General features: G+C 70.7%; 22 protein-coding genes and 1 pseudogene. 20 read left to right on the top strand and 3 right to left on the bottom strand.

Going from position 1 to position 25,283, the window contains the following annotated elements; genetic code table 11:
* Positions 1–54: 54 nt before the first annotated feature.
* Positions 55–1,530 carry a cytosine permease gene (locus tag ACWCP0_RS23940; RefSeq protein ID WP_451080841.1) on the bottom strand — a complete coding sequence of 492 codons (1,476 nt, stop codon included), beginning with the start codon at positions 1,528–1,530 and terminating at the stop codon, positions 55–57.
* Between the two features lie 381 nt (positions 1,531–1,911).
* On the opposite strand from ACWCP0_RS23940, the gene ftsY reads away from it, so the two are divergent.
* A complete protein-coding gene (gene ftsY, locus ACWCP0_RS23935; protein ID WP_451080840.1) occupies positions 1,912–3,135 on the top strand; it encodes a signal recognition particle-docking protein FtsY in 1,224 nt (407 codons plus the stop codon).
* Between the two features lie 155 nt (positions 3,136–3,290).
* Here ftsY and ACWCP0_RS23930 read toward each other — a convergent pair whose 3' ends face one another.
* Positions 3,291–3,956, bottom strand: coding sequence for a bifunctional DNA primase/polymerase (locus ACWCP0_RS23930; protein ID WP_451080839.1), 666 nt, complete (start codon positions 3,954–3,956; stop codon positions 3,291–3,293).
* Positions 3,957–4,396: 440 nt separating this feature from the next.
* Between ACWCP0_RS23930 and nsdA the strand changes: the two genes are divergently transcribed.
* The 6 genes from nsdA (at position 4,397) to ftsH (ending at position 14,200) form a co-directional block, all read left to right on the top strand.
* Positions 4,397–5,869: a transcriptional repressor NsdA gene (gene nsdA, locus ACWCP0_RS23925; RefSeq protein WP_451080838.1), complete on the top strand. Its 1,473-nt coding sequence runs from the start codon at positions 4,397–4,399 to the stop codon at positions 5,867–5,869.
* A 353-nt stretch (positions 5,870–6,222) separates the two neighbouring features.
* Complete coding sequence (locus tag ACWCP0_RS23920) at positions 6,223–7,578, top strand: ammonium transporter (protein ID WP_451080837.1); 1,356 nt, start codon at positions 6,223–6,225, stop codon at positions 7,576–7,578.
* Positions 7,575–7,913, top strand: a complete 339-nt coding sequence (locus tag ACWCP0_RS23915; RefSeq protein ID WP_242330074.1) for a P-II family nitrogen regulator — start codon at positions 7,575–7,577, stop codon at positions 7,911–7,913. Before ACWCP0_RS23920 ends, ACWCP0_RS23915 begins: the two co-directional genes overlap by 4 nt.
* Positions 7,914–7,927: 14 nt before the next feature.
* Complete coding sequence (locus ACWCP0_RS23910) at positions 7,928–10,378, top strand: [protein-PII] uridylyltransferase (protein ID WP_451080836.1); 2,451 nt, start codon at positions 7,928–7,930, stop codon at positions 10,376–10,378.
* Between the two features lie 110 nt (positions 10,379–10,488).
* Positions 10,489–12,039: a signal recognition particle protein gene (ffh, locus tag ACWCP0_RS23905; protein ID WP_451080835.1), complete on the top strand. Its 1,551-nt coding sequence runs from the start codon at positions 10,489–10,491 to the stop codon at positions 12,037–12,039.
* A 250-nt stretch (positions 12,040–12,289) separates the two neighbouring features.
* Positions 12,290–14,200 carry an ATP-dependent zinc metalloprotease FtsH gene (gene ftsH / locus ACWCP0_RS23900; protein WP_451080834.1) on the top strand — a complete coding sequence of 637 codons (1,911 nt, stop codon included), beginning with the start codon at positions 12,290–12,292 and terminating at the stop codon, positions 14,198–14,200.
* A 100-nt stretch (positions 14,201–14,300) separates the two neighbouring features.
* Here ftsH and ACWCP0_RS23895 read toward each other — a convergent pair whose 3' ends face one another.
* Positions 14,301–15,149, bottom strand: coding sequence for a methyltransferase domain-containing protein (locus ACWCP0_RS23895; RefSeq protein ID WP_451080833.1), 849 nt, complete (start codon positions 15,147–15,149; stop codon positions 14,301–14,303).
* 210 nt (positions 15,150–15,359) lie between these two features.
* On the opposite strand from ACWCP0_RS23895, the gene proS reads away from it, so the two are divergent.
* From proS to ACWCP0_RS23830, 13 genes and pseudogenes are all read left to right on the top strand, one after another.
* A complete protein-coding gene (gene proS / locus ACWCP0_RS23890) occupies positions 15,360–16,775 on the top strand; it encodes a proline--tRNA ligase (RefSeq protein ID WP_451080832.1) in 1,416 nt (471 codons plus the stop codon).
* Between the two features lie 258 nt (positions 16,776–17,033).
* Positions 17,034–17,663 (top strand): hypothetical protein, encoded by a 630-nt coding sequence (locus ACWCP0_RS23885; protein ID WP_451080831.1) that lies wholly within the window; start codon positions 17,034–17,036, stop codon positions 17,661–17,663.
* A gap of 224 nt (positions 17,664–17,887) precedes the next feature.
* Entirely contained in the window at positions 17,888–18,331 is a 444-nt protein-coding gene (gene rpsP, locus ACWCP0_RS23880) for a 30S ribosomal protein S16 (protein ID WP_451080830.1), read from the top strand.
* Between the two features lie 2 nt (positions 18,332–18,333).
* Positions 18,334–18,573, top strand: a complete 240-nt coding sequence (locus ACWCP0_RS23875) for an RNA-binding protein (protein WP_033266910.1) — start codon at positions 18,334–18,336, stop codon at positions 18,571–18,573.
* Positions 18,574–18,649: 76 nt separating this feature from the next.
* Entirely contained in the window at positions 18,650–19,198 is a 549-nt protein-coding gene (gene rimM, locus ACWCP0_RS23870) for a ribosome maturation factor RimM (RefSeq protein WP_451080829.1), read from the top strand.
* The gene (gene trmD, locus ACWCP0_RS23865) at positions 19,198–20,019 is read left to right on the top strand and encodes a tRNA (guanosine(37)-N1)-methyltransferase TrmD (protein WP_451080828.1); all 822 of its coding nucleotides are present in this window, start codon (positions 19,198–19,200) and stop codon (positions 20,017–20,019) included. Before rimM ends, trmD begins: the two co-directional genes overlap by 1 nt.
* Positions 20,020–20,149: 130 nt before the next feature.
* Positions 20,150–20,500: a 50S ribosomal protein L19 gene (rplS, locus tag ACWCP0_RS23860; protein ID WP_351223532.1), complete on the top strand. Its 351-nt coding sequence runs from the start codon at positions 20,150–20,152 to the stop codon at positions 20,498–20,500.
* A 72-nt stretch (positions 20,501–20,572) separates the two neighbouring features.
* A complete protein-coding gene (gene lepB / locus ACWCP0_RS23855; RefSeq protein ID WP_451080827.1) occupies positions 20,573–21,352 on the top strand; it encodes a signal peptidase I in 780 nt (259 codons plus the stop codon).
* A pseudogene (gene lepB, locus ACWCP0_RS23850) lies at positions 21,345–22,373 on the top strand (signal peptidase I); the annotation flags it as partial. The gene lepB (ACWCP0_RS23855) and the pseudogene lepB (ACWCP0_RS23850), both read left to right, overlap by 8 nt.
* A complete protein-coding gene (lepB, locus tag ACWCP0_RS23845) occupies positions 22,321–23,391 on the top strand; it encodes a signal peptidase I (protein ID WP_451080859.1) in 1,071 nt (356 codons plus the stop codon). The pseudogene lepB (ACWCP0_RS23850) and the gene lepB (ACWCP0_RS23845), both read left to right, overlap by 53 nt.
* An 88-nt stretch (positions 23,392–23,479) precedes the next feature.
* Positions 23,480–24,229: a signal peptidase I gene (lepB, locus tag ACWCP0_RS23840; protein ID WP_451080826.1), complete on the top strand. Its 750-nt coding sequence runs from the start codon at positions 23,480–23,482 to the stop codon at positions 24,227–24,229.
* 172 nt (positions 24,230–24,401) lie between these two features.
* Positions 24,402–24,893 carry an NUDIX hydrolase gene (locus ACWCP0_RS23835; RefSeq protein ID WP_451080825.1) on the top strand — a complete coding sequence of 164 codons (492 nt, stop codon included), beginning with the start codon at positions 24,402–24,404 and terminating at the stop codon, positions 24,891–24,893.
* Between the two features lie 55 nt (positions 24,894–24,948).
* Positions 24,949–25,257, top strand: coding sequence for a DUF2469 domain-containing protein (locus tag ACWCP0_RS23830; RefSeq protein ID WP_003993268.1), 309 nt, complete (start codon positions 24,949–24,951; stop codon positions 25,255–25,257).
* Positions 25,258–25,283 lie beyond the last annotated feature (26 nt).

Genomic DNA, 25,283 nt, shown 5'->3' with positions numbered 1-25,283 from the left:
ACGTCCCCCTCCGCCGGGTGCCGGTAGCGAAGGGGGACGTTAGCTGACGTTGCGTCAGATGGAAACAGTCGCGGGCGTGCGCTCCTGCGCGCGCTGCTCCGCAGGCTCCGCCGCGGCGGCCGTGCCCGTGCCCGTCCGTGTGCCCGTGCATGGCAGTACGGCGTACAGCAGCGCCGCGACGACGATCGTCACTGCCCAGCCCAGACCGTTCTCGCCGACCCACGACGAGGCCAGCGGGCCCGCGAACCAGTCGACCTTGGTGAAGATCAGGCCGACGACGAGGGCCACGCCCCAGGCGGTCATCGCCTGCCAGGCGAAGCCGCCCCGGTACCAGTAGGCGCTGGTGCGCGTGGTGTCCATCAGCGCCTCGCCGTCGTACGTGCGGCGGCGCAGCATGTCGACGCCGAAGACGCCGATCCACGCCGAGAACGCCACCGCCAGCAGCGTCAGGAACGAGATGAACGAGCCGATGAAGCTGGTCGCCACCACCATCAGCAGGAAGCCGAAGACGAGCGAGATGACGGCGTTGACGCTGACGGCCCACGCGCGCGGCACCTTGATGCCCAGCGTCTGCGCGGTGAAGCCGGCCGAGTACATCGACATCGAGTTGATCAGCAGCATGCCGATCAGCGCGATCAGCAGATACGGCACCGAGATCCACACCGGCAGCAGCTCGCCGATGAACGAGACCGGGTCCTGGGCCGAGGCCAGGTCCGGCGTGGCCACCGCCATCACCGCACCCATGAGCACCATCGGCAGGACCACGATGCCGGCGCCGCCGACCGTCGAGCCGACCACCGCGCGGCTCGACGCGGTGCGCGGCAGGTACCGGGTGAAGTCAGGGCCCGAGGGCACCCAGCTGATGCCGCCCGCCGCGAGGGTGCCGATACCGGCGATCGTCATCGCCGTGGAACCGGCGGGCTTGCCGAGGACGGCCGACCAGTCGGTGGTGGCGACGAGGTAGGCGAGCACGAGCACCGAGAAGCCGCCGAAGAGATAGGTCGACCACTTGCTGCACACGCGCAGCGCGTTGATGCCGAGCCCCGACACCAGGAAGGTCGCGGCGACGAAGACGAGGAGCGTGACGACGATCAGCGCGGTGTTGGGCCGGATGCCGAAGACCAGGTCGAACACGGTCAGCAGCGCGTAGGCGCCGGTGACGGCGTTGATGGTTTCCCAGCCCCAGCGCGCCACCCAGATCAGTGAGCCGGGGAAGAGGTTGCCGCGCTGGCCGAAGACGGCGCGGGAGAGCGCCATGCCGGGGGAGCCTCCGCGCTTCCCGGCGAGGGAGATCAGTCCGACGACCCCGTAGGAGACGACGGGCGCCGTGACCCCGACGACCAGGACCTGCCAGATGTTGAGTCCGTTGAAGACGATCAGGCCGGCGCCCATGGTGAGCAGCAGCACACTGATGTTCGCCGCGACCCAGGTCGGGAAGAGTTCGCGGACGTGGCCGGTGCGCTCGTCGTCGGGGACGGGTTCGAGGCCACGGGTCTCTATCGCGCCTTCGGATTCGGAGGCGTGGGGCATGGAAAAGGCTCCGTACGGGTGCGGGGGTGCGGGGGTGCGGGGGTGCGGGGGTGCGGGGGTGCGGGGGTGCGGGGGTCCAGGCCGGGCTTGCCGCGCGGCTAAACGCCCATAATTCTACGTTCACCCCAAAAGTCCGCATGATGGCGACTCGCATCCGCAAGGGTCGGCTCAGCCCACGGCATGGGCAGAGCCGACCCTGGGTGCGCTGTGTGCACCAGACCCGACCCGTCTTTTTCCTGATACCAGGTGGGTTGTGACTCCGCCCTCTCGGGCTTCTCGCCGACACAAGGCCGGCCGACGGACCAGCCCGGCCCGCAGGGTCAGAGACCCGTGCCAGGAGAACGAATCGTCAGGCGGCAGGTCACGCATACTGGACGGGTTATGGAATTCGTCATCCTTGCTGTAGTCATCGCTCTGGTCGCGGTCGGCGCGATCAGCGGGCTCCTGGTCAGCAGCCGCCGGAAGAAGCAGCTGCCGCCGTCCGCCCCGTCGAGCACGCCGACCATCACCGCTCCGCCCGCCGAGCCGCACGTCGGCGAGGAGGCGGAGGCCCCTCGGGAACAACCACGCCGCACCATCGAGGAGGTCGACCTCCCCACGGCGGAGGAGGTCGCCGAGGCGCCGGTCCCGGTCGAGGACACGATCGTCGCGGAGCCGGAGGCGCCAGCGATCGAGGTCCCGGAACCGACCGCGGGCCGTCTCGTACGGCTCCGCGCCCGGCTGGCCCGCTCGCAGAACACGCTCGGCAAGGGCCTGCTGACCCTGCTCTCGCGCGAGCACCTCGACGAGGAGACGTGGGAGGAGATCGAGGACACGCTCCTGACCGCGGACGTCGGCGTCGCCCCCACGCAGGAGCTGGTCGAGCACCTGCGGGAGCGCGTGAAGGTGCTCGGCACCCGCACGCCCGATGAGCTGCGCGGGCTGCTCCGCGAGGAGCTCCTGCGCCTGCTGGGCACGGACTTCGACCGCGCGGTGAAGACCGACGGCGGTCAGGACACCCCGGGCGTCGTCATGGTCGTCGGCGTCAACGGCACCGGCAAGACCACGACGACGGGCAAGCTGGCGCGGGTGCTGGTGGCCGACGGGCGCTCGGTCGTGCTGGGCGCGGCGGACACCTTCCGGGCCGCCGCGGCCGACCAGCTCCAGACCTGGGGCGAGCGTGTCGGTGCGCGCACGGTGCGCGGGCCGGAGGGCGGCGACCCGGCGTCGATCGCCTTCGACGCGGTCAAGGAGGGCATCGCCGAGGGCGCGGACGTCGTGCTCATCGACACGGCCGGCCGGCTCCACACGAAGACCGGTCTCATGGACGAGCTCGGCAAGGTCAAGCGCGTCGTGGAGAAGCACGGCCCGCTGGACGAGATCCTGCTCGTGCTCGATGCGACGACCGGCCAGAACGGTCTGATCCAGGCCCGTGTCTTCGCCGAGGTCGTCGACATCACCGGCATCGTCCTCACCAAGCTCGACGGCACGGCCAAGGGCGGCATCGTCGTCGCGGTCCAGCGTGAACTGGGTGTCCCGGTGAAGCTGGTCGGCCTGGGCGAGGGCCCGGACGACCTGGCGCCCTTCGAGCCCGAGGCGTTCGTGGACGCGCTGATCGGCGACTAGACCGCGTCAGCGGTTCCGCCCCGGTCCGCTGCGCCCTGACGGGCGCGGGGCCGGGGCGCCTTACTGTGGGCGGGCCTTTTGTCGGCCCTGGGGCTTCTGAAGGGGCGGGATCGGGCAACGCCCGCCGCAGGCGGCCAGGGCCGTGGCCGCGGGCGTCACGCCAGCGCGGACCGGTGGCAGATGTACGCCAGGGTGCCCAGGAGGAGGCGCGCCTGGGGCGGGGGAGACGTGGTGTCCAGCGACGGCGGGCGGAGCCAGTACGAGGGCCCGAGGCCCGCGTGGTCCGACGGCGGCGCCGTGATGCAGGTGCCGGGCTCCAGGCAGCGCAGGTCCAGGTCCGCGTCGTCCCAGCCCATGCGGTAGAGCAGCTCGGGCATCTCGGAGGCCGCACCCGGCGCCACGAAGAACTGCGCGCGCCCCGCCGGTGTCGCGGAGACCGGGCCGAGCGGGAGGCCCATCCGCTCGAGGCGGACCAGCGCACGCCGACCCACCGCGACCGTCACCTCCAGCACGTCGAACGTGCGCCCCACGGGCAGCAGAATCGCCGCCCCCGGCACCTGCGCCCAGGCCTTCGTCGCGTCGTCGAGCGTCGCTCCCGCCGGCACCTCGGGCGCGAAGTCCAGCGGATGCGCACCAGGCGCCGCACACGCGGGATCCCCGCACGAGCAGCGTCCCGCCGACGCCCTGGCGCCCGGGACGACGTCCCAGCCCCAGAGCCCGGTGTACTCGGCCACCACTGTGCACTCCGTCGCGCGGCCGCGGCGCCGTGAGCCGGTCCGGATCTCCCGGACGCCCCGGCTGCCGCCGATCGTGAAGCCCATGCCCCCTCCAACGGGTCGAACTCGCCGGTGGTTACGACCCGGAGTGTTCCGGTGACGCAGAGTTCCCATTCACTCCGGCCCGACCCGGGCCCGGCGGCGCCCCGCGGCACTCGGGGTGGTGCGTTCCGGTCCGCGCGCCCTGGCGCGCAACGCTCCGCCCACTCCTGCTCGTCGCATGTCAAGTGAATCGCGCCTGGTGGCCGGAGAGTTCATTCGAAGGGGTGGCGAATGGTGGCGTTTTTGGAATCGCCATGGCCGGAGCGGTGATCGTAGGATTACTTTCGGTACACGAACCCTGGAAATCTCTGCACCGGTGGGTATGCCGGAGGCAAATCGATTTCCCGTTCGATGGGGTGAAAGCTCACTACGGAGGGCAGCAACTCACGGCATTCTGATACGGGTTCGCGCGACGAAGGCATCATGCGGATGGGGGCATTCCAGTGAGTGGCAGCGGCGCAGACGGTACGGCCACCGGCAAGCGCCCGAACGAGCAGCTGAGCTCGTGGTTCGTGCGCAGCGGCTGGTCGAAGGGCGAGCTCGCACGGCAGGTGAACCGCAGGGCACGCCAGATCGGCGCGCACCACATCAGCACGGACACCTCGCGCGTGCGCCGTTGGCTCGACGGCGAACAGCCCCGCGAGCCCATCCCGCGCATCCTCTCCGAACTGTTCTCCGAGCGTTTCGGCAGCGTCGTCGCCATCGAGGACCTCGGACTGCGGGCGGCCCACCAGTCGCCCTCCGTCTCCGGAGTCGACCTGCCCTGGGCCGGCCCCCAGACCGTCGCCCTGCTCGGCGAGTTCTCCCGCAGCGATCTCATGCTGGCCCGCCGCGGCTTCCTCGGCACCTCGCTCGCGCTCTCCGCGGGCCCCGCCCTGATCGAGCCCATGCAGCGCTGGCTGGTCCCCAGCCCCGCCGCCGAGTCCGGACCGTCCGATTCCGCGGCCGTGCGCCGCCCGTCCCGGCTCTCCAAGCCCGAGCTCGACCTGCTCGAGTCCACCACCGCGATGTTCCGCCAGTGGGACGCCCAGTGCGGCGGCGGACTGCGCCGCAAGGCGGTCGTCGGCCAGCTGCACGAAGTGACCGACCTGCTCCAGGAGCCCCAGCCCGAAGCCACCACCACGCGGCTCTTCAAGGTTGCCGCCGAACTGGCCGAACTGGCCGGCTGGATGAGCTACGACGTGGGCCTGCAGCCCACCGCCCAGAAGTACTTCGTCCTCGCGCTGCACGCCGCGAAGGAGGCCGGCGACAAGCCCCTCGGGTCGTACATCCTCTCGTCCATGAGCCGCCAGATGATCCACCTCGGCCGGCCCGACGACGCCCTGGAGCTCATCCATCTCGCGCAGTACGGCAGCCGCGACTGCGCGACCCCGCGCACCCAGGCGATGCTGTATGCGATGGAGGCCCGCGCGTACGCAAACATGGGCCAGCCCAGCAAGACCAAGCGGGCCGTCCGGATGGCCGAGGACACCTTCGCCGACGCGCTCGAGGCCCACGAGCCCGAGCCCGACTGGATCCGCTTCTTCTCCGAGGCCGAGCTCAACGGGGAGAACGCCCACTCCTACCGCGACCTCGCCTATGTCGCGGGCCGCAGCCCCACGTACGCCTCGCTCGCCGAGCCCGTCATGGAGCGTGCCGTCGACCTCTTCGGCAAGGACGACGAGCACCAGCGCTCGTATGCACTGAACCTGATCGGCATGGCCACGGTGCACCTGCTGAAGCGGGAGCCCGAGCAGTCCACGCAGCTCGCGGAGCAGGCCCTGCATGTCGCCAAGCGGGTCCGCTCAGAGCGGGTCAACACCAGGCTGCGCAAGACCGTCGACACGGCGGCCAGGGACTTCGGCGATGTCGCCGAGGTCGTCCGCCTCACGGATCTGCTCACGGCCCAGCTGCCCGAGACAGCCGAGGCGGTCTGACGCGGGCCGCCACCCCGAACCCCGGCGCGACGGTCACCCCGAACAGCCCGACTCGGCCCCCCACGCCAGGTCAGTCGGGTGACCGTCGCGACCGGCCAGGCTCCAGGGGACTGCTCGCAGAGGGTACGCGCGTGATATTCCCGTGACCCTTCAGTTCATGAGCGCGTAACACACCTGACCTCTTCGTCACTGCGGTGAAACATCGAGCGGCATCGGCGGAAACCGCGGCGCGCCAACCTCATGGCGCATAACCGGCCGACTCCACAGGCAGCCGCACCGGATCCAGCCGCACCGGTTGTCCAGCCGAACAGGCTCCCGCCCCGCACAGGCCGTACGACGACGAGGAGACGCCGATGCCCCCAGGCATCACGCTTGCCGCAGACGCACCCACGCTGTCTGCCGCCAACACCGGGTTCATGCTCATCTGCTCCGCGCTGGTGATGCTCATGACGCCGGGTCTGGCCTTCTTCTACGGAGGCATGGTCCGCGTCAAGAGCACCCTGAACATGCTGATGATGAGCTTCATCAGCCTCGGGATCGTCACGATCCTGTGGGTGCTGTACGGCTTCAGCCTCGCCTTCGGCACCGACTCAGGCTCCCTCATCGGCTGGTCCTCCGACTACGTCGGACTGAGCGGCATCGGCCTCACCCAGCTGTGGGACGGCTACACCATCCCGGTGTACGTCTTCGCCGTCTTCCAGCTGATGTTCGCGATCATCACGCCCGCGCTGATCAGCGGCGCGCTCGCGGACCGGGTCAAGTTCACCGCCTGGGCCCTGTTCGTCGCACTGTGGGTCACCGTCGTCTACTTCCCGGTCGCGCACTGGGTCTGGGGCGCGGGCGGCTGGCTGTTCGAACTGGGCGTCATCGACTTCGCCGGTGGTACCGCCGTCCACATCAACGCCGGTGCCGCGGCCCTCGGCGTGATCCTCGTCATCGGCAAGCGCGTCGGCTTCAAGAAGGACCCGATGCGGCCGCACAGCCTGCCGCTGGTGATGCTCGGTGCCGGTCTCCTGTGGTTCGGCTGGTTCGGCTTCAACGCCGGATCGTGGCTCGGCAACGACGACGGCGTCGGCGCGGTGATGTTCGTCAACACGCAGGTCGCCACCGCCGCCGCGATGCTCGCCTGGCTCGCCTACGAGAAGGTCCGGCACGGCTCCTTCACCACCCTCGGTGCCGCATCCGGTGCGGTCGCGGGCCTCGTCGCCATCACCCCGTCCGGCGGCTCCTGCTCCCCGCTCGGTGCCATCGCCATCGGCGCCATCGCCGGTCTGGTGTGCGCCATGGCCGTCGGCCTCAAGTACAAGCTCGGCTACGACGACTCCCTGGACGTCGTCGGCGTCCACCTCGTCGGCGGTGTCGCCGGCTCCCTGCTCGTCGGCTTCTTCGCCACCGGTGGTGTCCAGTCCGACGCCAAGGGTCTCTTCTACGGCGGCGGGTTCGACCAGCTCGGCAAGCAGGCCATCGGTGTCTTCGCGGTCCTGGCCTACTCTCTGATCGTCTCCGCGCTCCTCGCCTTCCTGATCGACAAGACGATGGGGATGCGGGTCAGCGAGGACGACGAGATCTCCGGCATCGACCAGGTCGAGCATGCCGAGACCGCGTACGACTTCAGCGGAGCGGGCGGCGGCGCGGGATCGCGCAAGGCCGCTCCCGCCCCCGCCGACTCCGTGGCAGCCGCACCGCAGAACAAGAAGGTGGACGCATGAAGCTCATCACCGCAGTCGTGAAGCCGCACCGGCTGGACGAGATCAAGGAGGCCCTGCAGGCCTTCGGAATCCAGGGGCTCACGGTCACCGAGGCCAGCGGCTACGGACGGCAGCGCGGCCACACCGAGGTCTACCGGGGCGCTGAGTACACCGTCGACCTCGTCCCCAAGATCCGGATCGAGGTTCTGGTCGAGGACGATGACGCCGAACAGCTCATCGACGTCGTCGTGAAGGCCGCCCGGACCGGCAAGATCGGTGACGGCAAGGTGTGGAGCGTTCCGGTCGAGACCGCTGTCCGGGTACGGACCGGCGAACGCGGCCCGGACGCACTGTAGACAGGAGTTGCTGGGTGACGAGCCTCGATGTGACCACGGAAGCAGAAGACTCGGGACCCAGCGGCTATGCGGCGGCCCGGCTGCGCCTTCTCCAGGAGAAGGCGCGGTCCGGGCCGCCGCGCCGTGCCGCCCTGGCACGGCTGACCGACGACTGGCTCTCCGCGCTCTTCACCACGGCGGCGCAGAGCATCGGCGTGCGCGGGGCCGCGCTCGTCGCCGTCGGCGGATACGGACGCGGCGAGCTCTCCCCGCGCAGCGACCTCGATCTGCTCCTGCTGCACGACGGCAGCGCCGACGCGGGAGCGATCGCCTCTCTCGCCGACCGCATCTGGTACCCGGTCTGGGATCTCGGGCTGGCCCTGGACCACTCCGTACGGACCCCGGGCGAGGCCCGCAAGACCGCGGGCGACGACCTCAAGGTGCAGCTCGGGCTGCTCGACGCCCGCGGCGTCGCCGGAGACCTGGGCCTCGTCTCCGAGCTGCGCACCGCCGTACTCGCCGACTGGCGCAACCAGGCGCCCAAACGGCTCCCCGAGCTCGACGAGCTGTGCCGCGAGCGGGCCGAACGCCAGGGCGAGCTGCAGTTCCTGCTCGAGCCCGACCTCAAGGAGGCGCGCGGCGGACTGCGCGACGCCACCGCCCTGCGCGCCGTCGCCGCGTCCTGGCTCGCCGACGCACCCCGCGAAGGGCTCGCCGACGCGCGGCGCGTCCTCCTCGACACCCGCGACGCGCTCCACCTCACCACCGGGCGCGCCACCGACCGGCTCAGCCTCCAGGAGCAGGACCAGGTCGCCGAGGAGCTGGGCCTCCTCGACCCCGACGCCCTGCTGCGGCAGGTGTACGAGGCCGCACGGACCGTCTCGTACGCCTCCGACGTCACCTGGCGCGAGGTGAACCGGGTGCTCAAGGCTCGTTCCGCGCGTCCCCGGCTGCGGAACATGCTGGGCGGTCGCCGGCCGGAGCCCGAGCGCACCCCGCTCGCCGAAGGCGTCGTCGAGATGGACGGCGAGGTCGTCCTCGCCCGCACCGCCAAGCCGGAGCGCGACCCGGTGCTGCCGCTGCGGGCGGCCGCCGCGGCGGCCCAGTCCGGGCTGCCGCTCTCCCTCCATGCGGTACGGCACCTCGCCACGGCCGCCAAACCACTTCCCGTGCCCTGGCCGTCCGAGGCCCGCGAGGAGCTCGTCACCCTCCTCGGCGCGGGCGAACCCACCGTCGCCGTGTGGGAGGCACTGGAGGCCGAAGGCCTGATCACCCGGCTGCTGCCGGACTGGGAGCGCGTGCGGTGCCGTCCGCAGCGCAACCCCGTCCACACCTGGACCGTCGACCGTCACCTCGTCGAGGCCACCGTGCGCGCCTCGGCCCTGACCCGGCGCGTCGGCCGCCCCGACCTGCTGCTGGTCGCCGCGCTCCTGCACGACATCGGCAAGGGCTGGCCGGGCGACCACTCGGTCGCCGGCGAGACCATCGCCCGCGACGTCGCCACCCGGATCGGCTTCGACAAGCACGACGTGGGCGTCGTCGCCACGCTCGTACGCCACCACCTGCTGCTCGTCGAGACGGCCACCCGGCGCGACCTGGACGACCCCGCCACCGTGCGCTCGGTCGCCGACGTCGTGGGATCCCTGAGCACCCTGGAGCTGCTGCACGCCCTCACCGAGGCCGACGCCCTCGCGACCGGTCCTGCCGCCTGGTCCGCGTGGCGCGGCTCGCTCGTCGCCGACCTGGTCAAACGGGTCGCCGGGGTGCTGGCGGGAGAGGCCCCCGCCGCACCGGAGCCCGCCGCGCCGAGCGCCGAGCAGGAGCGGCTCGCCGTCGAGGCCCTGCGCACCGGCGGGCCCGTACTGGCCCTGCACGCCCAGGCGGAGACCCCGCTCCCGGACGGCGAACCCGAGCCGGTCGGCGTGGAGCTGCTCATCGCCCTGCCCGACCAGCCGGGCGTGCTGCCCGCCGTCGCCGGCGTCCTCGCCCTGCACCGCCTCACCGTGCGCGCCGCCGACCTGCGCGCGATCGAGCTGCCGAGCGAGGTGGGGCCGGGTTCCGTCCTCGTCCTGAACTGGCGGGTCGCGGCGGCGTACGGTTCCCTGCCGCAGGCCGCCCGGCTCCGCGTCGATCTCGTACGCGCCCTCGACGGTTCCCTCGACATCCCGGCCAGGCTGGCCGAGCGCGACGCCGCCTACCCGCGGCGGCGCGGGGTCACGGCGCCGCCGCCGCGGGTCACGGTCGCCTCGGTCGCGTCCCGGCTCGCCACCGTGATCGAGGTGCGCGCGCAGGACGCGCCCGGGCTGCTGCACCGCATCGGGCACGCCCTGGAGACGGCCGCGGTCCGGGTGCGCAGCGCGCATGTGTCCACGCTCGGCGCCAATGCGGTGGATGCGTTCTATGTCACAGGCCCCGAAGGTGCCCCACTGCCGTCCGCGGAGGCCGTGGAGGTGGCCCGGGCGCTCGAGACCGCACTGCGCGGTTGACGGAACCCGAGCGGGTCGGTGGACAGGGGGCAGACCCCATCCCACGCGTCCGGATACCCTTGGGAGACATCTGTCCGCCCGCCCCCGAGACCTGAGGATCCGCGACCACCGTGTTCGACACCCTCTCCGACCGCCTTGCAGCGACATTCAAGAACCTCCGGGGCAAGGGCCGCCTGTCCGAGGCGGACATCGACGCCACCGCGCGCGAGATCCGGATCGCGCTGCTCGAGGCGGACGTGGCACTGCCCGTCGTCCGCTCCTTCATCAAGCAGGTGAAGGAGCGCGCGATGGGATCCGAGGTGTCCCAGGCGCTGAACCCGGCCCAGCAGGTCATCAAGATCGTCAACGAGGAGCTCGTCGGCATCCTCGGTGGCGAGACCCGCCGGCTGCGGTTCGCCAAGCAGTCCCCGACCGTGATCATGCTCGCGGGACTCCAGGGTGCCGGTAAGACGACCCTTGCCGGAAAGCTCGGTCTCTGGCTGAAGAGCCAGGGCCACTCGCCGCTCCTCGTCGCCTGTGACCTCCAGCGGCCGAACGCCGTCACCCAGCTCGGCGTCGTCGCCGAGCGGGCGGGCGTGGGCTTCTTCGGGCCCCAGCCGGGCAACGGCGTGGGCGACCCGGTGCAGGTCGCCAAGGAGTCGATCGACTACGCGAAGACGAAGGTCCACGACATCGTCATCGTCGACACCGCGGGCCGCCTCGGTATCGACCAGGAGATGATGCAGCAGGCCGCGGACATCCGTGACGCGGTCAGCCCCGACGAGATCCTCTTCGTCGTCGACGCGATGATCGGTCAGGACGCGGTCAACACCGCGGAGGCCTTCCGCGACGGCGTCGGCTTCGACGGCGTCGTGCTGTCCAAGCTGGACGGCGACGCCCGCGGTGGTGCCGCGCTCTCCATCGCGCACGTCACCGGCAAGCAGATCATGTTCGCCTCCAACGGCGAGAAGCTGGACGACTTCGACGCGTTCCACCCGGACCGCATGGCGTCCCGCATCCTCGGCATGGGCGACATCCTCTCGCTCATCGAGAAGGCCGAGCAGACCTTCAGCCAGGAAGAGGCCGCCAAGGTCGCCTCCAAGCTGGCGAGCAGCAAGGGCAAGGACTTCACGCTCGACGACTTCCTGGCGCAGATGGAGCAGGTCAGGAAGATGGGCTCCATCTCCAAGCTGCTCGGCATGCTGCCCGGTATGGCCCAGATCAAGGATCAGATCAACAACATCGACGAGCGTGACGTGGACCGTACGGCCGCGATCATCAAGTCGATGACGCCCGGCGAGCGCCACGACCCCACGATCATCAACGGCTCGCGGCGCGCCCGTATCGCCAAGGGTTCGGGTGTCGACGTGAGTGCGGTGAAGGGCCTCGTCGAGCGGTTCTTCGAGGCCCGGAAGATGATGTCGCGGATGGCGCAGGGCGGCGGGATGCCGGGCATGCCGGGAGTCCCGGGCATGGGCGGCGGCCCCGGCCGCCAGAAGAAGCAGCAGAAGCAGGCCAAGGGCAAGCGCAAGAGCGGCAACCCGATGAAGCGCAAGGCCGAGGAGCAGGCGGCCGCGGCCCGTCGCGAGGAAGCCGCCCAGGGCGGTGCGTTCGGCCTCCCGGCGGGCGGTCAGGCCAAGGACTTCGAGCTCCCGGAGGAGTTCAAGAAGTTCATGGGCTGACAGCGGCTGACACCGGCAGGCAGCGGCGGGTGACACGGGCAGGGAGCGGCCGACACGGGCCGCCGATCCGCCCGGACGGTAGGTGAAGCGGGCCCCGCGGTCATGGACCGCGGGGCCCTCCGTCGTGCGGCCACCGGTCCACCGGGGCGCGCGGCAGAGCCGGCCGCCCCGGTGGCGGGGACCCGGGATCTGTGCGGTCATGGGCAGGAGATCTGGCCTGACGAGCGGAGCACCGGAGCAGGAGGGCAGCGTGGCCAACCCCGTACCCCCGCGTGACCGCACCGACCAGCCCTGGCGCTCGGAGGGAGCTCCGCCGCCGAAGAAGAAGATGCCCGGCGGCTGGCCCGCCCTCCTCCTCGCCGCATGCGTCGTCTTCCTCGCCGCCTTTCTGGCGCTCTCGTACCTGGGGGACGGCGACGAGCCGACGGTCTCGTACACGGAGTTCAGCAAGCAGGTCACGGCGGGCAACGTCACCAAGATCTACGCCAAGGGCGACGCGATCCAGGGGCAGCTGAAGAACGCACAGCCCCTCCCGGACGGCAAGGGCGACTACACCAAGTTCACCACCCAGCGGCCCGCCTTCGCCGATGACGATCTCTGGCAGCAGCTGACCCAAAAGGGCGTGACCGTGACGGCCGAGCCGGTCGTCGTCCAGCGCGGCTTTCTGGCCAATCTGCTGATCTCGCTCGCGCCGATCGCGCTGCTCGTCCTGCTGTGGGTGTTCCTCGCCCGGCGGATGGGCGGCGGGATGGGCGCCGGGGCGCTGGGACGCAAGGCGCCGCCCAAACCCGTCGAGCTGATGGCGGGCAAGCGCACCAGCTTCGACGACGTGGCCGGGATCGACGAGGTCGAGGGCGAGCTCAACGATGTCGTCGACTTCCTCAAGAACCCCAAGGCCTATCGGGACATGGGCGCCAGGATGCCCGGCGGTGTGCTGCTCGCGGGCCCGCCCGGCACCGGAAAGACCCTGCTCGCCCGCGCCGTGGCGGGCGAGGCGGGGGTGCCGTTCTTCTCCGCCTCCGCCTCCGAGTTCATCGAGATGATCGTGGGCGTGGGCGCCTCGCGCGTACGGGAACTCTTCGCCGAGGCCCGCAAGATCGCGCCCGCCATCGTCTTCATCGACGAGATCGACACCATCGGACGGGTCCGCGGCGGCGGGGCGGGCCTCGGCGGCCACGACGAGCGCGAGCAGACGCTCAATCAGATCCTCACCGAGATGGACGGCTTCACCGGCTCCGAGGGCGTCGTCGTGCTCGCCGCGACGAACCGCGCCGACGTCCTCGACCCCGCGCTGACCCGGCCTGGGCGCTTCGACCGCATCGTGCAGGTCAGCCCGCCCGACCGGGGCGGCCGTGAGGCGATCCTCAGGATCCACACCCGGGAGATCCCGCTGGCCGAGACCGTCGACCTGGCGCAAGTGGCTCGGACGACACCGGGCATGACGGGCGCCGAACTCGCCAACCTCGCGAACGAGGCCGCGCTGCTCGCCGTCAAGCGGCAGCAGCGCGAGGTCACCCAGAGCGAGCTCTCCGACGCCCTGGAGAAGGTCCAGCTCGGTGCGGAACGGTCGCTCGTGATGCCTCCGGAGGAGCGCCGCAGGACGGCCTACCACGAGAGCGGCCACGCCCTCCTCGGCATGCTCCAGCCGGGCGCCGACCCCGTCCGCAAGATCACGATCGTGCCCCGCGGCCGGGCGCTGGGCGTCACCCTCTCCACCCCGGACGCCGACCGGTACGCGTTCACGGAGGAGTATCTGCGCGGCCGCATCACCGGCGCGCTCGGCGGGATGGCGGCGGAGCACGTCGTCTTCGGCATCGTCACGACCGGCTCGGAGAGCGATCTGGAGCAGGCCACCCGGCTGGTCCGGGGCATGGTCGGCCGCTGGGGCATGAGCGAACGCGTCGGCCGCCTCACCGCGATCCCGGGCGATGCGCAGGAGCCGTACGGGCTCGTCGCCGCGCCGGCGACGCTGGACGCGGTGGACCACGAGATGCGCCGGATCGTCGACGAGTGCTACGAGAGCGCCTGCCGCCAGCTGCGCGACAACCGCGACCGGCTGGACGCGCTCGCGGAGGCGCTGCTGGCGAACGAGACGCTGGAGGAGGCCGAGGCGTACCGCACTGCGGGCATCCCTCGCCTGATGAAGGAGGAGTCCGCCTGATGAAGGAGGAGTCGGGTAGGGGGCTCATTCCGGGCCGCCGGGCCTACGGGGACGAGCCCCGCCGCCGGGCCTAGGAGGACGAGCCCCCGGACCTGGGCTCCTACGGCGTGCGCGCGATCAGATAGCGGAAGACGTTCGGCATCCACACCGTCCCGTCGGCCCGCACATGAGCGTGCAGCGCCTCGGTGACCTCCTTCTCCACCTGGGCCTGGTCCGTCGCCCGCACCGCCGCGTCGAACAGCCCGGTCGACAGCAGCCCTCGCACCGCGCTCTCCAGGTCCGCGTAGCCGAAGGGGCACGCCACCCGGCCGGAGCCGTCCGGCTTCAGGCCCGCACGGGTCGCGACGTCCTCCAGGTCGTCCCGCCGCGTCGGGCGCCAGCCGCCGCCTGTGCGCAGCCGTTCGGTGAGCCGGCTCGCGACCCGCAGCACCGCCGACGTGGCGCACCGCTCGGGCGGTCCCCAGCTCGCCAGCACGACCGGGCTGCCGCGCTCGGCGAGCGGAACCGCCGCCTGCAGCGCGGGTACGAGTCCTTCCGAGTCACCGGCCGTACACCCGATCGGCTGAAAATCCGTGATCACGTCGAACCGGGGACGCGTGGGATCGGCCGCCTCCTCGGGGCCGCCCTCCACCAGCCGCGTCCCTTCCTCGCAGGACCGGCCGGGCTCCGGGGCGAGCAGCCGCTCGCGCGCCAGCGCCAGCCGCGCACGGTCCGTGTCGACGCCTGTGACGCGCGCCCCGCGTGCCGCGGCCAGCAGCAGGGCGAGGCCCGAGCCGCAGCCGAGTCCCAGCAGCCTGGAGCCTTTGCCGACCTCCACGTGCTCGTACACCGCCTCGTAGAGGGGCACCAGCATCCGCTCCTGGATCTCGGCCCAGTCGCGGGCGCGCGCCGCGGTGTCCGCCGGGGCGGCGGCCGAACGCGGGTGGTGTCTGACGAGCGTAGGTGCCATCGAAAAGCGCCCCAATCAGCCGAGAGGTCAGAAGTGCCCGGATTGACGGCCCCCGTGTACGTGCGCTCTTGCTCCCCCCGTATGCCAGAGAACTCCGCATCCGTCCGTACGTCCAGGGGTCGCGCCGCAAAGCCTGACGTGCCCCGGTCGTGCGCCCCCGCGCCCGGAACGATTCCCCATCCAGGGTGCAGCCGCCGTACGATTCCCGCCATGGCAAAGGCACCCGTTCTCACGCCCAGGGCCGAGGACTTCCCCCGCTGGTACCAGGATCTGATCAACAAGGCCGAGCTCGCCGACAACGGCCCGGTGCGCGGCACGATGGTGATCCGTCCGTACGGGTACGGGCTCTGGGAGCGGATGCAGCAGGAGATGGACGCCCGCATCAAGCAAGCGGGAGCGTCCAACGCGTACTTCCCCCTCTTCATCCCGCAGTCGTACCTGACCAAGGAGGCGGAGCACGTCGAGGGCTTCGCCCCCGAGCTCGCGGTCGTCACGCACGGCGGGGGCAAGGAGCTGGAGGAGCCGGTCGTCGTCCGCCCCACCTCCGAGACGATCATCAACGAATACTTCTCCAAGTGGATCCAGAGCTACCGCGACCTGCCGCTGCTCATCAACCAGTGGGCGAACGTGGTCCGCTGGGAGTTGCGCCCCAGGGTCTTCCTGCGCACGACCGAGTTCCTCTGGCAGGAGGGCCACACCGCGCACGCCACGTACGAAGAGGCACGGGACTACGCCGCCCACATCCACCGCGACGTCTACGCCGACTTCATGGTGAACATCCTCGGCATCGACGTGGTGCTGGGCCGCAAGACGCCCAGGGAGCGCTTCGCCGGCGCCATCAACACCCTCACGCTCGAAGGCATGATGGGCGACGGCAAGGCCCTGCAGATGGGCACGAGCCATGAGCTCGGCACCAACTTCTCCAAGGCCTTCAACACCACGTATCTGTCGAAGGACGGCAAGCAGGAGCTGGCCTGGCAGACCTCCTGGGGCTCCTCCACGCGGATGGTGGGCGGTCTGATCATGTCGCACGGCGACGACAACGGGCTGCGTGTTCCACCCCGGCTGGCGCCGGTCCAGGCCGTCGTCCTCGCCATCAAGGGAGACGAGGCCGTGCTGGCGAAGGTGCGCGAGATCGGCGACCGGCTGAAGGCCGCCGGTATTCGGGTCCAGGTCGACGATCGCACCGACACCCCCTTCGGCCGCCGGGCCGTGGACTGGGAGCTTAAGGGTGTGCCCGTACGGATCGAGGTCGGCCCGCGCGACCTGGAGAGCGGTACGGCGATGCTGGCCCGCCGCATCCCCGGGGGCAAGGAGCCCGTCGCCATCGACGCGCTCACCGGGCTGCTGCCCAAGGTCTTGGAGGACGACCAGGCGCTGCTGCTGAGCCAATCGCGTGAACGCCGCGAGTCCCGTACTGCCGATGTGACCACGATCGAGGAGGCCGCCGAGGCCGCGGCCGCGGGCGGCTGGGCGCGGATCCCGTGGGCGACGCTCGGCACCGAGGGCGAGGCCGTGCTCGCCGATCAGGCCGTGTCCGTACGGTGTCTGGTCGCCGAGGACGGATCGGTGCCGGATGCCGATGACGCCCCGGGTACCGTCGCGATCGTCGCGCGCGCCTACTGACGTCCGACCGGGCGTCCGACCTGACGTCCGACGCCCGGCCGGCGCCTTCGCGCCCGTGAGCCCGGCCCCTCACCCGCGCCTCGGGCGGCCACTCGTGTCCCGGCGTGCGGAGTCCGGCTACGCGCCGAGGCGTACGCCTCACTACGTACCACCTTGATGTGAGCTGTGACACTTCTCCGCAGATCAGCGCACCCGCCCTCGTCGCCACGCATCAATGGCAACTGACGGGTAAGTGCAAATTATTTGGGATGCCCCGGAATGGAACCCGCGAGCCGTCGGCGTCGTTATCACGACGTGAGCACGACACCACCTGTTCTCGCCGCAGAGCTGGCACAGGCGTGGGCCGATATTCAGCGGCACCACCCCGAGCTGCCGGATCTTGCCGCGCCAGAGTCCCTGATCGGAGAGTCCTCGTCCGCCTGCGGTCACGAGCTCTCCTTCGAGCGACTGCTCCATGAGGCAGTCCACGGCATCGCCGCCGCCCGAGGGGTCCGTGACACCTCCCGCGCCGGCCGCTACCACAACCGCCGGTTCCTGGCGATCGCCGAGGAGATGGGCCTGGACCACCCCGAGGAGCCGCACCCGAGCAGCGGTTTCTCGCTGGTCACGCTCAACCCCGAGGCGAAGCGGCGGTATCGCCCGACGATCGAGCGGCTTCAGCGCGCCCTCGCCGCGCACTCGGTCGCGACGGCCTCCGACACCAAGCGGACCTTCCGGGGCCCGGCCGCCCGGCACGGCTCGTCCGGCGGCGGCGTGCGGGTGAAGGCGGTCTGCGACTGCGGCCGCAACGTCAGAGTGGTGCCGTCGGTCCTCGCCCAGGCGCCGATCGTCTGCGGCGGCTGCGGGAAGCCGTTCCGAATCCCGGAGCCGGTGGCCGCTGCCAGCTGAGCCGACCGCTCCCCGAGCCGCGGGAGGGGGCCGCCCCCGGCCGGGGGGCCGACCGGACCGGGTCTGAGGGGGCGGAGCCGTGTGGCACAATGGCTAGCTGTACTCGACAGTCGCACAGGACCCCTCTCTCCTCCGGCTGACGCGTCCATCGGGCCATCGGGTCCGCAACCCCACGCGGCATCTCGTTGTGCCCAACCACGTCAAAACCAGGAGATCCCACTCCCGTGGCAGTCAAGATCAAGCTGAAGCGTCTGGGCAAGATCCGTTCGCCTCACTACCGCATCGTCGTCGCCGACTCCCGTACCCGCCGTGACGGCCGGGCCATCGAGGAGATCGGTCTGTACCAGCCGACCTACAACCCGTCGCGCATCGAGGTCGACTCGGAGCGTGCGCAGTACTGGCTGTCCGTCGGCGCCCTGCCGACCGAGCCGGTTCTCGCCATCCTGAAGCTCACCGGCGACTGGCAGAAGCACAAGGGCCTGCCGGCCCCGGAGAAGCCGCTGCTGGCCCCGGCGACGAAGGAAGACAGGCGTCGTTCCTTCGACGAGTTCGCCAAGGCGCTCGAGGGCGACGAGGGCAAGGGTGAGGCCATCACCCAGAAGGCCAAGAAGACCGAGAAGAAGGCGGACGAGGCCGAGGCCGCTCCCGCCGAGTCGACCGAGGCCTGAGCATGCTCGAGGAGGCTCTCGAGCACCTCGTGAAGGGCATCGTCGACAACCCGGACGATGTGCAGGTCGCCTCGCGCACTCTGCGTCGCGGGCGTGTGCTGGAGGTCCGGGTGCACCCCGACGACCTCGGTAAGGTGATCGGCCGCAACGGCCGCACCGCACGCGCCCTGCGCACCGTCGTGGGCGCCATCGGTGGCCGTGGCATCCGTGTCGACCTCGTCGACGTGGACCAGGTCCACTGATTCGATCGGAACACCGGCACGGGCCGGGGAGGGCTTACGGCCCGCCCCGGCCCGTCGTCGTATGACAGGAGCAAGCGTGCAGTTGGTAGTCGCGCGGATCGGCCGCGCCCATGGCATCAAGGGCGAGGTCACCGTCGAGGTGCGTACCGACGAGCCGGAACTGCGGCTCCCCCCCGGAGCCGTACTGGCCACCGACCCGGCCTCCGCCGGACCGCTGACCATCGAGACCGGACGGGTGCACAGCGGAAAGCTGCTGCTCCGCTTCGAGGGCGTAAGGGACCGCAACGGCGCCGAGGCCCTGCGCAACATCCTGCTCATCGCCGAGGTCGACCCGGACGAACTGCCGGAGGAGCCCGACGAGTACTACGACCACCAGCTGATGGATCTGGACGTGGTCCTCGCCGACGGCACGGAGATCGGCCGGATCACCGAGATCTCGCATCTGCCCTCGCAGGACCTGTTCATCGTGGAGCGGCCCGACGGCAGCGAGGTGATGATCCCCTTCGTGGAGGAGATCGTCACCGAGATCGACCTGAAGGAGCAGAAGGCCGTCATCGATCCCCCGCCCGGGCTCATCGACGACCGCGCCGAGATCGCCTCCTCCCGCGACGAGGACGGCGCCTGATGCGGCTCGACGTCGTCACGATCTTCCCCGAGTACCTGGAGCCGCTGAACGTCTCCCTCGTCGGCAAGGCGCGCGCCCGCGGCCGGCTCGACGTCCACGTGCACGACCTGCGGAACTGGACGTACGACCGGCACAGCACCGTCGACGACACCCCGTACGGCGGCGGCCCCGGCATGGTCATGAAGACCGAGGCCTGGGGCGACGCGCTCGACCAGACGCTCGCCGACGGCTACGAGGCCGGGGCGCACGGCCCGGTGATGGTCGTCCCCACGCCCAGCGGGCGGCCCTTCACCCAGGAGCTCGCCGTCGAGCTGTCCGAGCGGCCGTGGCTGATTTTCACCCCGGCCCGGTACGAGGGCATCGACCGGCGCGTCATGGACGAGTACGCCACCCGGATACCGGTCCACGAGGTCTCCATCGGGGACTACGTCCTGGCCGGCGGCGAGGCGGCCGTACTCGTCATCACGGAGGCGGTCGCCCGGCTGCTGCCGGGCGTCCTCGGGAACGCCGAGTCGCACCGCGACGACTCCTTTGCGCCCGGCGCCATGGAAAACCTCCTCGAGGGGCCCGTCTACACCAAGCCGCCTCAGTGGCGTGGCCGGGGTATCCCGGACGTCCTGCTCAGCGGGCACCACGGGAAGATCGCACGCTGGCGGCGGGACGAGGCGTTCCGGCGCACGGCCGAGAACCGGCCCGATCTCATCGAGCGCTGCGACCCGTCGCAGTTCGACAAGAAGGACCGCGAGATCCTCTCCATCCTGGGCTGGGCGCCTTCGCCCGACGGCCGATTTTGGCGCAGGCCGCAGGCCGTGGAAGAATAGGCCGCTGCCGTGCGTCCGGCGTGCGCCCCTGCCACAGGGGGACACGACGCCCGCTCCGACGACGCGGCCCCTGAATTTCGATCCCTCTACCGCTGATGACCTGTGGCATCGGCGAAGAAAGCAGCCGAACATGTCGAACCTGCTCGACTCCGTCAACGCCGCCTCGCTGCGGACCGACGTCCCCGCGTTCCGTCCCGGTGACACCGTGAACGTCCACGTTCGCGTCATCGAGGGCAACCGCTCCCGTATCCAGCAGTTCAAGGGCGTCGTCATCCGTCGCCAGGGCTCCGGTGTCAGCGAGACCTTCACGGTCCGCAAGGTCTCCTTCTCCGTCGGCGTCGAGCGCACCTTCCCGGTGCACAGCCCGATCTTCGAGAAGATCGAGCTCGTCACCCGCGGTGACGTCCGTCGCGCCAAGCTGTACTACCTGCGCGACCTCCGCGGCAAGGCTGCGAAGATCAAGGAGAAGCGCGAGAACTGAGCTCCGGCTCACATTCGCGCGGGGCTTCGGCCTCATACGGTTCTTATGGCGGCCGGATAGCATCTGGCCCCGATGGACACCGAAGCACAGCACACGGAGCGTGGCCACTCCTCCGCATCAGGGACCGAAGGGTCCGGGGCGGAGGAGGGGTCGCGCTCCGCGCGCATTCCCGGCCTCGCGCCGGCGGGCCTCTCGCTGCGGCGGGCAGGTCTGCTCGGCGCCGGCTGCGGCGTCTTCCTGCTGCTGCTGAGCCACTTCGTGCTGCAGCCCTTCCTGATTCCCAGCACCTCGATGGAGCCCGCCCTGGAGGTCGGCGACCGGGTCCTGGTGAACAAGCTGGCGTACCGTTTCGGTTCCGAGCCCCTGCGCGGGGACGTGATCGTCTTCGACGGCACCGGATCATTCGTCCGGGAAGCCCCTGAGGAGAACGCGGTCGCCGGGCTGGTCCAGGGCGCGGCCGCGGCGCTGGGCCTGGCGGAGCCCGACGAGACCGACTTCGTGAAGCGCGTGGTCGGCGTCAGCGGCGACCGGGTCGTGTGCTGCGACAAGGAGGGAAGGCTCGAGGTGAACGGCGTACAGGTCGAAGAGCGTTACGTCCACTTCGGCGACGCCCCGTCCCGGGTGCCCTTCGACATCGTCGTACCGGAAGGCACCCTGTTCGTCATGGGCGACCACCGCAGTGCGTCCCGCGACTCCCGGGACCACCTCGGCGAGCCCGGCGGCGGAATGGTGCCCCTCGACAAGGTGATCGGCCGGGCGGACTGGATCGGCTGGCCGGTCGGCCGCTGGTCCGCGCTGGAGCGGACCGCCGCCTTCGACCGCGTACCCGAACCCGGTGGCCCCCATGGGTAACCGCGGACGGCGCGCGAGCCACCGGTCCGACACACGACTGCCCACCGGGACGCGCCCCACCGACGGCGGGCGGCCTCTTCCGGGGCGCGCCGAGCGGCGGAAGCTGGCGCGCAAGGTGAAGCGGCGGCGGCAGCGCTCCGCGGTCAAGGAGATACCCCTCCTGATCACCGTGGCGCTGCTGATCGCGCTGGTGCTCAAGACCTTTCTCGTGCAGGCGTTCGTGATCCCGTCCGGATCGATGGAACAGACGATCAAGATCAACGACCGGGTGCTGGTCGACAAGCTGACACCCTGGTTCGGCTCGAAGCCCGTGCGCGGCGACGTCGTCGTCTTCAAGGACCCGGGCGGTTGGCTCCGGCAGGAGCAGGCTCCCAAGAAGGACGATCCGGTCGTCGTCAAGCAGGTCAAGCAGGCGCTGACCTTCATCGGACTGCTGCCGTCCGACGACGAGCAGGACCTGATCAAGCGGGTGATCGGGGTCGGCGGGGACACGGTCAAGTGCTGCGACGCGGACGGCAGGGTCACCGTCAACGGCGAACCGCTGAACGAGCCGTACCTGCATCCCGGCAACGAGCCTTCCAAACTCAGGTTCGAGGTGAAGGTGCCGGCCGGGCGGCTCTTCGTGATGGGGGACCACCGCTCCAACTCTGCCGACTCACGCGTGCACCTCCAGGAGCCGTTCAGTGGCACGGTGTCCGAGGAGGAGGTCGTCGGCCAGGCGGTCTTCATCGCGTGGCCCTTCGACCACTGGAGCAAGCTGGAACAGCGGGAGACGTACGCCTCGGTCCCCGATGCGCGTGCCGGGACGACCACGGCACTGGGGCCGTCGCATAGTGTGTCCTCCCGGGATCCCAATGGAATGATCCTGCTCCCGAGCCCTGCGGAACTCCCGCTCGTTATGGGAGTAATGGGCCTGCGCCGCTTTCGGCGCGGGTGGTCGCACGGAGTGAGGAGTGGATGTGGGGGATTTGGCGGTCGGCGCACGATCCGGACGCGACGAGCCGGAGGAGCGGCCCGAGCGGCTCACGGAGCGTTCCCCCGGTCCTGGCGGCTCCGAAGACTCGGGAAACCGTGGCGGATTCGGCGGATTCGGCGACGCCTTCCGGAAGGCTGACGGCCCCGGAGACCATGGCCCCGCGGACCACGACCGCACGTCGGGCGGCGGTGCCTCCGACGGCGGTTCCGGCGACGACGACTTCGCGGACGACGAATCGTCGGCCGACGGCGGCGCGGCGAGGAATCACCGGTCGTTCTGGAAGGAACTGCCGCTGCTGATCGGTATCGCCCTGCTCCTGGCGCTCCTGATCAAGACCTTCCTGGTGCAGGCCTTCTCGATCCCCTCGGACTCGATGATGAACACCCTGCAGCGGGGCGACCGCGTGCTGGTCGACAAGCTGACGCCATGGTTCGGCGCGGAGCCCGAGCGCGGCGAGGTCGTCGTCTTCCACGACCCGGGCGGCTGGCTGGAGAACACGCAGACCCCCGAGCCGAACGTGGTGCAGAAGTTCCTCAGCTTCATCGGACTCATGCCGTCCGCAGAGGAGAAGGACCTGATCAAGCGGGTCATCGCGGTCGGTGGTGACACGGTCGAGTGCAAGCAGGGCGGAAAGGTCACCGTCAACGGCAAGGCGCTCGACGAGTCGTCGTACATCCACCCCGGCAGCACTCCCTGCGACGACGAGCCGTTCGGGCCGATCAAGGTGCCCGAAGGCCGGATCTGGGTCATGGGCGACAACCGGCAGAACTCGCTGGACTCCCGCTACCACCAGGAGCTCCCGGGCAACGGCACGGTCTCGGTCGACGACGTCGTCGGCCGGGCGGTCGTGGTGGCCTGGCCGCTCGGCCGCTGGTCGACGCTGCCCGTGCCCAGCACCTTCGACCAGCCCGGCCTGGGCGCCGCGGCTGCGGCCGGGGCCTCGACCCCGGTCTCGAGCGCCGTGGCTGCGGCTGTCGCACCGGGGGCGCTGGGGCTCGCGGGTGCGGTGCCGGTCGTCGTCCTGCGTCGGAGGAAGCTCGTCGCAGGTCAGGGCACTCGGTAACAGTTGAGGGCTGACCCGCGGGCGGACCGGCGGGTAGGGTGCGGCTCGGATCAGCGATCGTCGATCTCCGAGGATGGGGAGCGCTGGGATGAGCGGAACTGGACGTACACAAGGCGGCCGCAGCCGTCTCGGCAGCGCGCTGTCGGGGCTGGCTGTGGCCGTCGGCTGTGTGCTCTTCCTCGGAGGCTTCGTCTGGGGAGCCGTCGTCTACCAGCCGTACACGGTGCCGACCGACTCCATGTCGCCGACCGTCGAGGCGGGTGACCGGGTGCTGGCGCAGCGGATCGACGGCTCCGAGGTGCGGCGCGGCGATGTCGTGGTCTTCACCGACAAGGTGTGGGGCGACATGCCGATGGTGAAGCGGGTCGTCGCGGTCGGCGGTGACAAGATCGCGTGCTGCGATGCGGACGGCCGTATGACCATCAACGGCAAGGCGGTCGAAGAACCGTATCTGCGCACCAAGGGCCCGGCGTCGCCGACCGCGTTCAACGCCACCGTGCCCGAGGGGCAGCTCTTCCTCCTCGGCGACGAGCGCATGGGCTCCCTGGACTCCCGGGTCCATCTGCAGGACCCGGGACAGGGGTCGGTGCCGAGGTCGGCCGTGAGCGCCCGGCTGGACGCCGTGGCATGGCCGCTGGGCGGTCTGGTGGAGCGGCCGGCGGGCTTCGCCGCGCTGCCGGGCGGAGTGTCGCAGCCGGGGCCGGTGAAGCTCGTCGTCGGTGCCGTGGCGCTCGGGGTCGCGCTCATCCTGGGGGGCGCGGCATACGGGCCGGTCGCAGCGGTCCTCGGGCGACGCGGGGGGCGCGGGGCGCGGGACAGGGTGACGGCGGATGCGTGAGGGGCCAGGGTCGGATTCGGTCGCGGATCCGGTCACGGAGCCGGTTGAGGCCGTCGAGGCGGCGGGGGCCGGTCAAGCGGTTGAGGCCGGCGACGTCAGCGGTGGGGTCACTGGGGTCACTGGGGTCACTGGGGTCAGCGGGGCCGGCGGGGCTGGTCAGGACGTTGAGCCCTTGCCGGCGAAGGAGCTGCGGAAGGTCGCGCGGGTGATCCTCCTCGATCCGGAGGACCGCATTCTGCTGATGCACGGGTACGAACCGGACGATCCCGACGACACCTGGTGGTTCACACCGGGCGGCGGGATCGAGGGCGACGAGACCCGGGAGGAGGCCGCGCTGCGCGAGCTCTCCGAGGAGACCGGAATCACAGACGTCGAGCTCGGGCCGGTGGTCTGGCAGCGCCAGTGCTCGTTCCCCTTCGACGGGCGGCGCTGGGACCAGGACGAGTGGTACTACCTGGCCCGAACCGGGCAGACCGCGACCAGCCTCGGCGGACTCACCGGGCTTGAGCAGCGCAGTGTCGCCGGCCTGAGGTGGTGGACCTCCGCGGAACTGTCGGCGGCGCGTGAGACGGTGTACCCGACCAGACTCGCCGAGCTGCTGCGCACGCTGCTCGACGAGGGTCCTCCGAGTACGCCGGTGGTCCTGGCCCCGGAAATTGCCTAGGGGTGCGGGCGGCTGGCGCACAATGGGGGGACGCACGGCTGAAGGGGAACATGCCATGAGCGCCGAGGACCTCGAGAAGTACGAGACCGAGATGGAGCTGAAGCTCTACCGGGAGTATCGAGACGTCGTCGGTCTGTTCAAATACGTGATCGAGACCGAGCGTCGCTTCTATCTCACCAATGACTACGAGATGCAGGTGCACTCGGTCCAAGGTGAGGTCTTCTTCGAGGTCTCGATGGCGGACGCCTGGGTCTGGGACATGTACAGGCCGGCCAGATTCGTCAAGCAGGTGCGCGTACTCACGTTCAAGGACGTGAACATCGAGGAGCTGAACAAGAGCGACCTCGAACTTCCGAGTGGCTGAGTTATCCACAACGGGCAGGTTGTCCA

The sequence above is a fragment of the Streptomyces sp. NPDC001970 genome, assembly GCF_053594115.1.
Note: the sequence above shows the minus strand (reverse complement) of the source record. Positions and strands in the feature narration are given on the sequence as shown.

What these genes read in the sequence shown, in the direction of transcription:
- ACWCP0_RS23875 (WP_033266910.1), top strand. Translation starts at nt 18,334, where the DNA reads ATGCTCGAGGAGGCTCTCGAGCACCTCGTGAAGGGCATCGTCGACAAC.
- proS (WP_451080832.1), top strand. Translation starts at nt 15,360, where the DNA reads ATGGCAAAGGCACCCGTTCTCACGCCCAGGGCCGAGGACTTCCCCCGC.
- ftsY (WP_451080840.1), top strand. Translation starts at nt 1,912, where the DNA reads ATGGAATTCGTCATCCTTGCTGTAGTCATCGCTCTGGTCGCGGTCGGC.
- lepB (WP_451080826.1), top strand. Translation starts at nt 23,480, where the DNA reads ATGAGCGGAACTGGACGTACACAAGGCGGCCGCAGCCGTCTCGGCAGC.
- ACWCP0_RS23895 (WP_451080833.1), bottom strand. Translation starts at nt 15,149, where the DNA reads ATGGCACCTACGCTCGTCAGACACCACCCGCGTTCGGCCGCCGCCCCG.
- ACWCP0_RS23885 (WP_451080831.1), top strand. Translation starts at nt 17,034, where the DNA reads ATGGAACCCGCGAGCCGTCGGCGTCGTTATCACGACGTGAGCACGACA.
- lepB (WP_451080827.1), top strand. Translation starts at nt 20,573, where the DNA reads ATGGACACCGAAGCACAGCACACGGAGCGTGGCCACTCCTCCGCATCA.
- ACWCP0_RS23915 (WP_242330074.1), top strand. Translation starts at nt 7,575, where the DNA reads ATGAAGCTCATCACCGCAGTCGTGAAGCCGCACCGGCTGGACGAGATC.
- trmD (WP_451080828.1), top strand. Translation starts at nt 19,198, where the DNA reads ATGCGGCTCGACGTCGTCACGATCTTCCCCGAGTACCTGGAGCCGCTG.
- ACWCP0_RS23940 (WP_451080841.1), bottom strand. Translation starts at nt 1,530, where the DNA reads ATGCCCCACGCCTCCGAATCCGAAGGCGCGATAGAGACCCGTGGCCTC.
- ACWCP0_RS23920 (WP_451080837.1), top strand. Translation starts at nt 6,223, where the DNA reads ATGCCCCCAGGCATCACGCTTGCCGCAGACGCACCCACGCTGTCTGCC.
- ACWCP0_RS23830 (WP_003993268.1), top strand. Translation starts at nt 24,949, where the DNA reads ATGAGCGCCGAGGACCTCGAGAAGTACGAGACCGAGATGGAGCTGAAG.
- ACWCP0_RS23930 (WP_451080839.1), bottom strand. Translation starts at nt 3,956, where the DNA reads ATGGGCTTCACGATCGGCGGCAGCCGGGGCGTCCGGGAGATCCGGACC.
- rplS (WP_351223532.1), top strand. Translation starts at nt 20,150, where the DNA reads ATGTCGAACCTGCTCGACTCCGTCAACGCCGCCTCGCTGCGGACCGAC.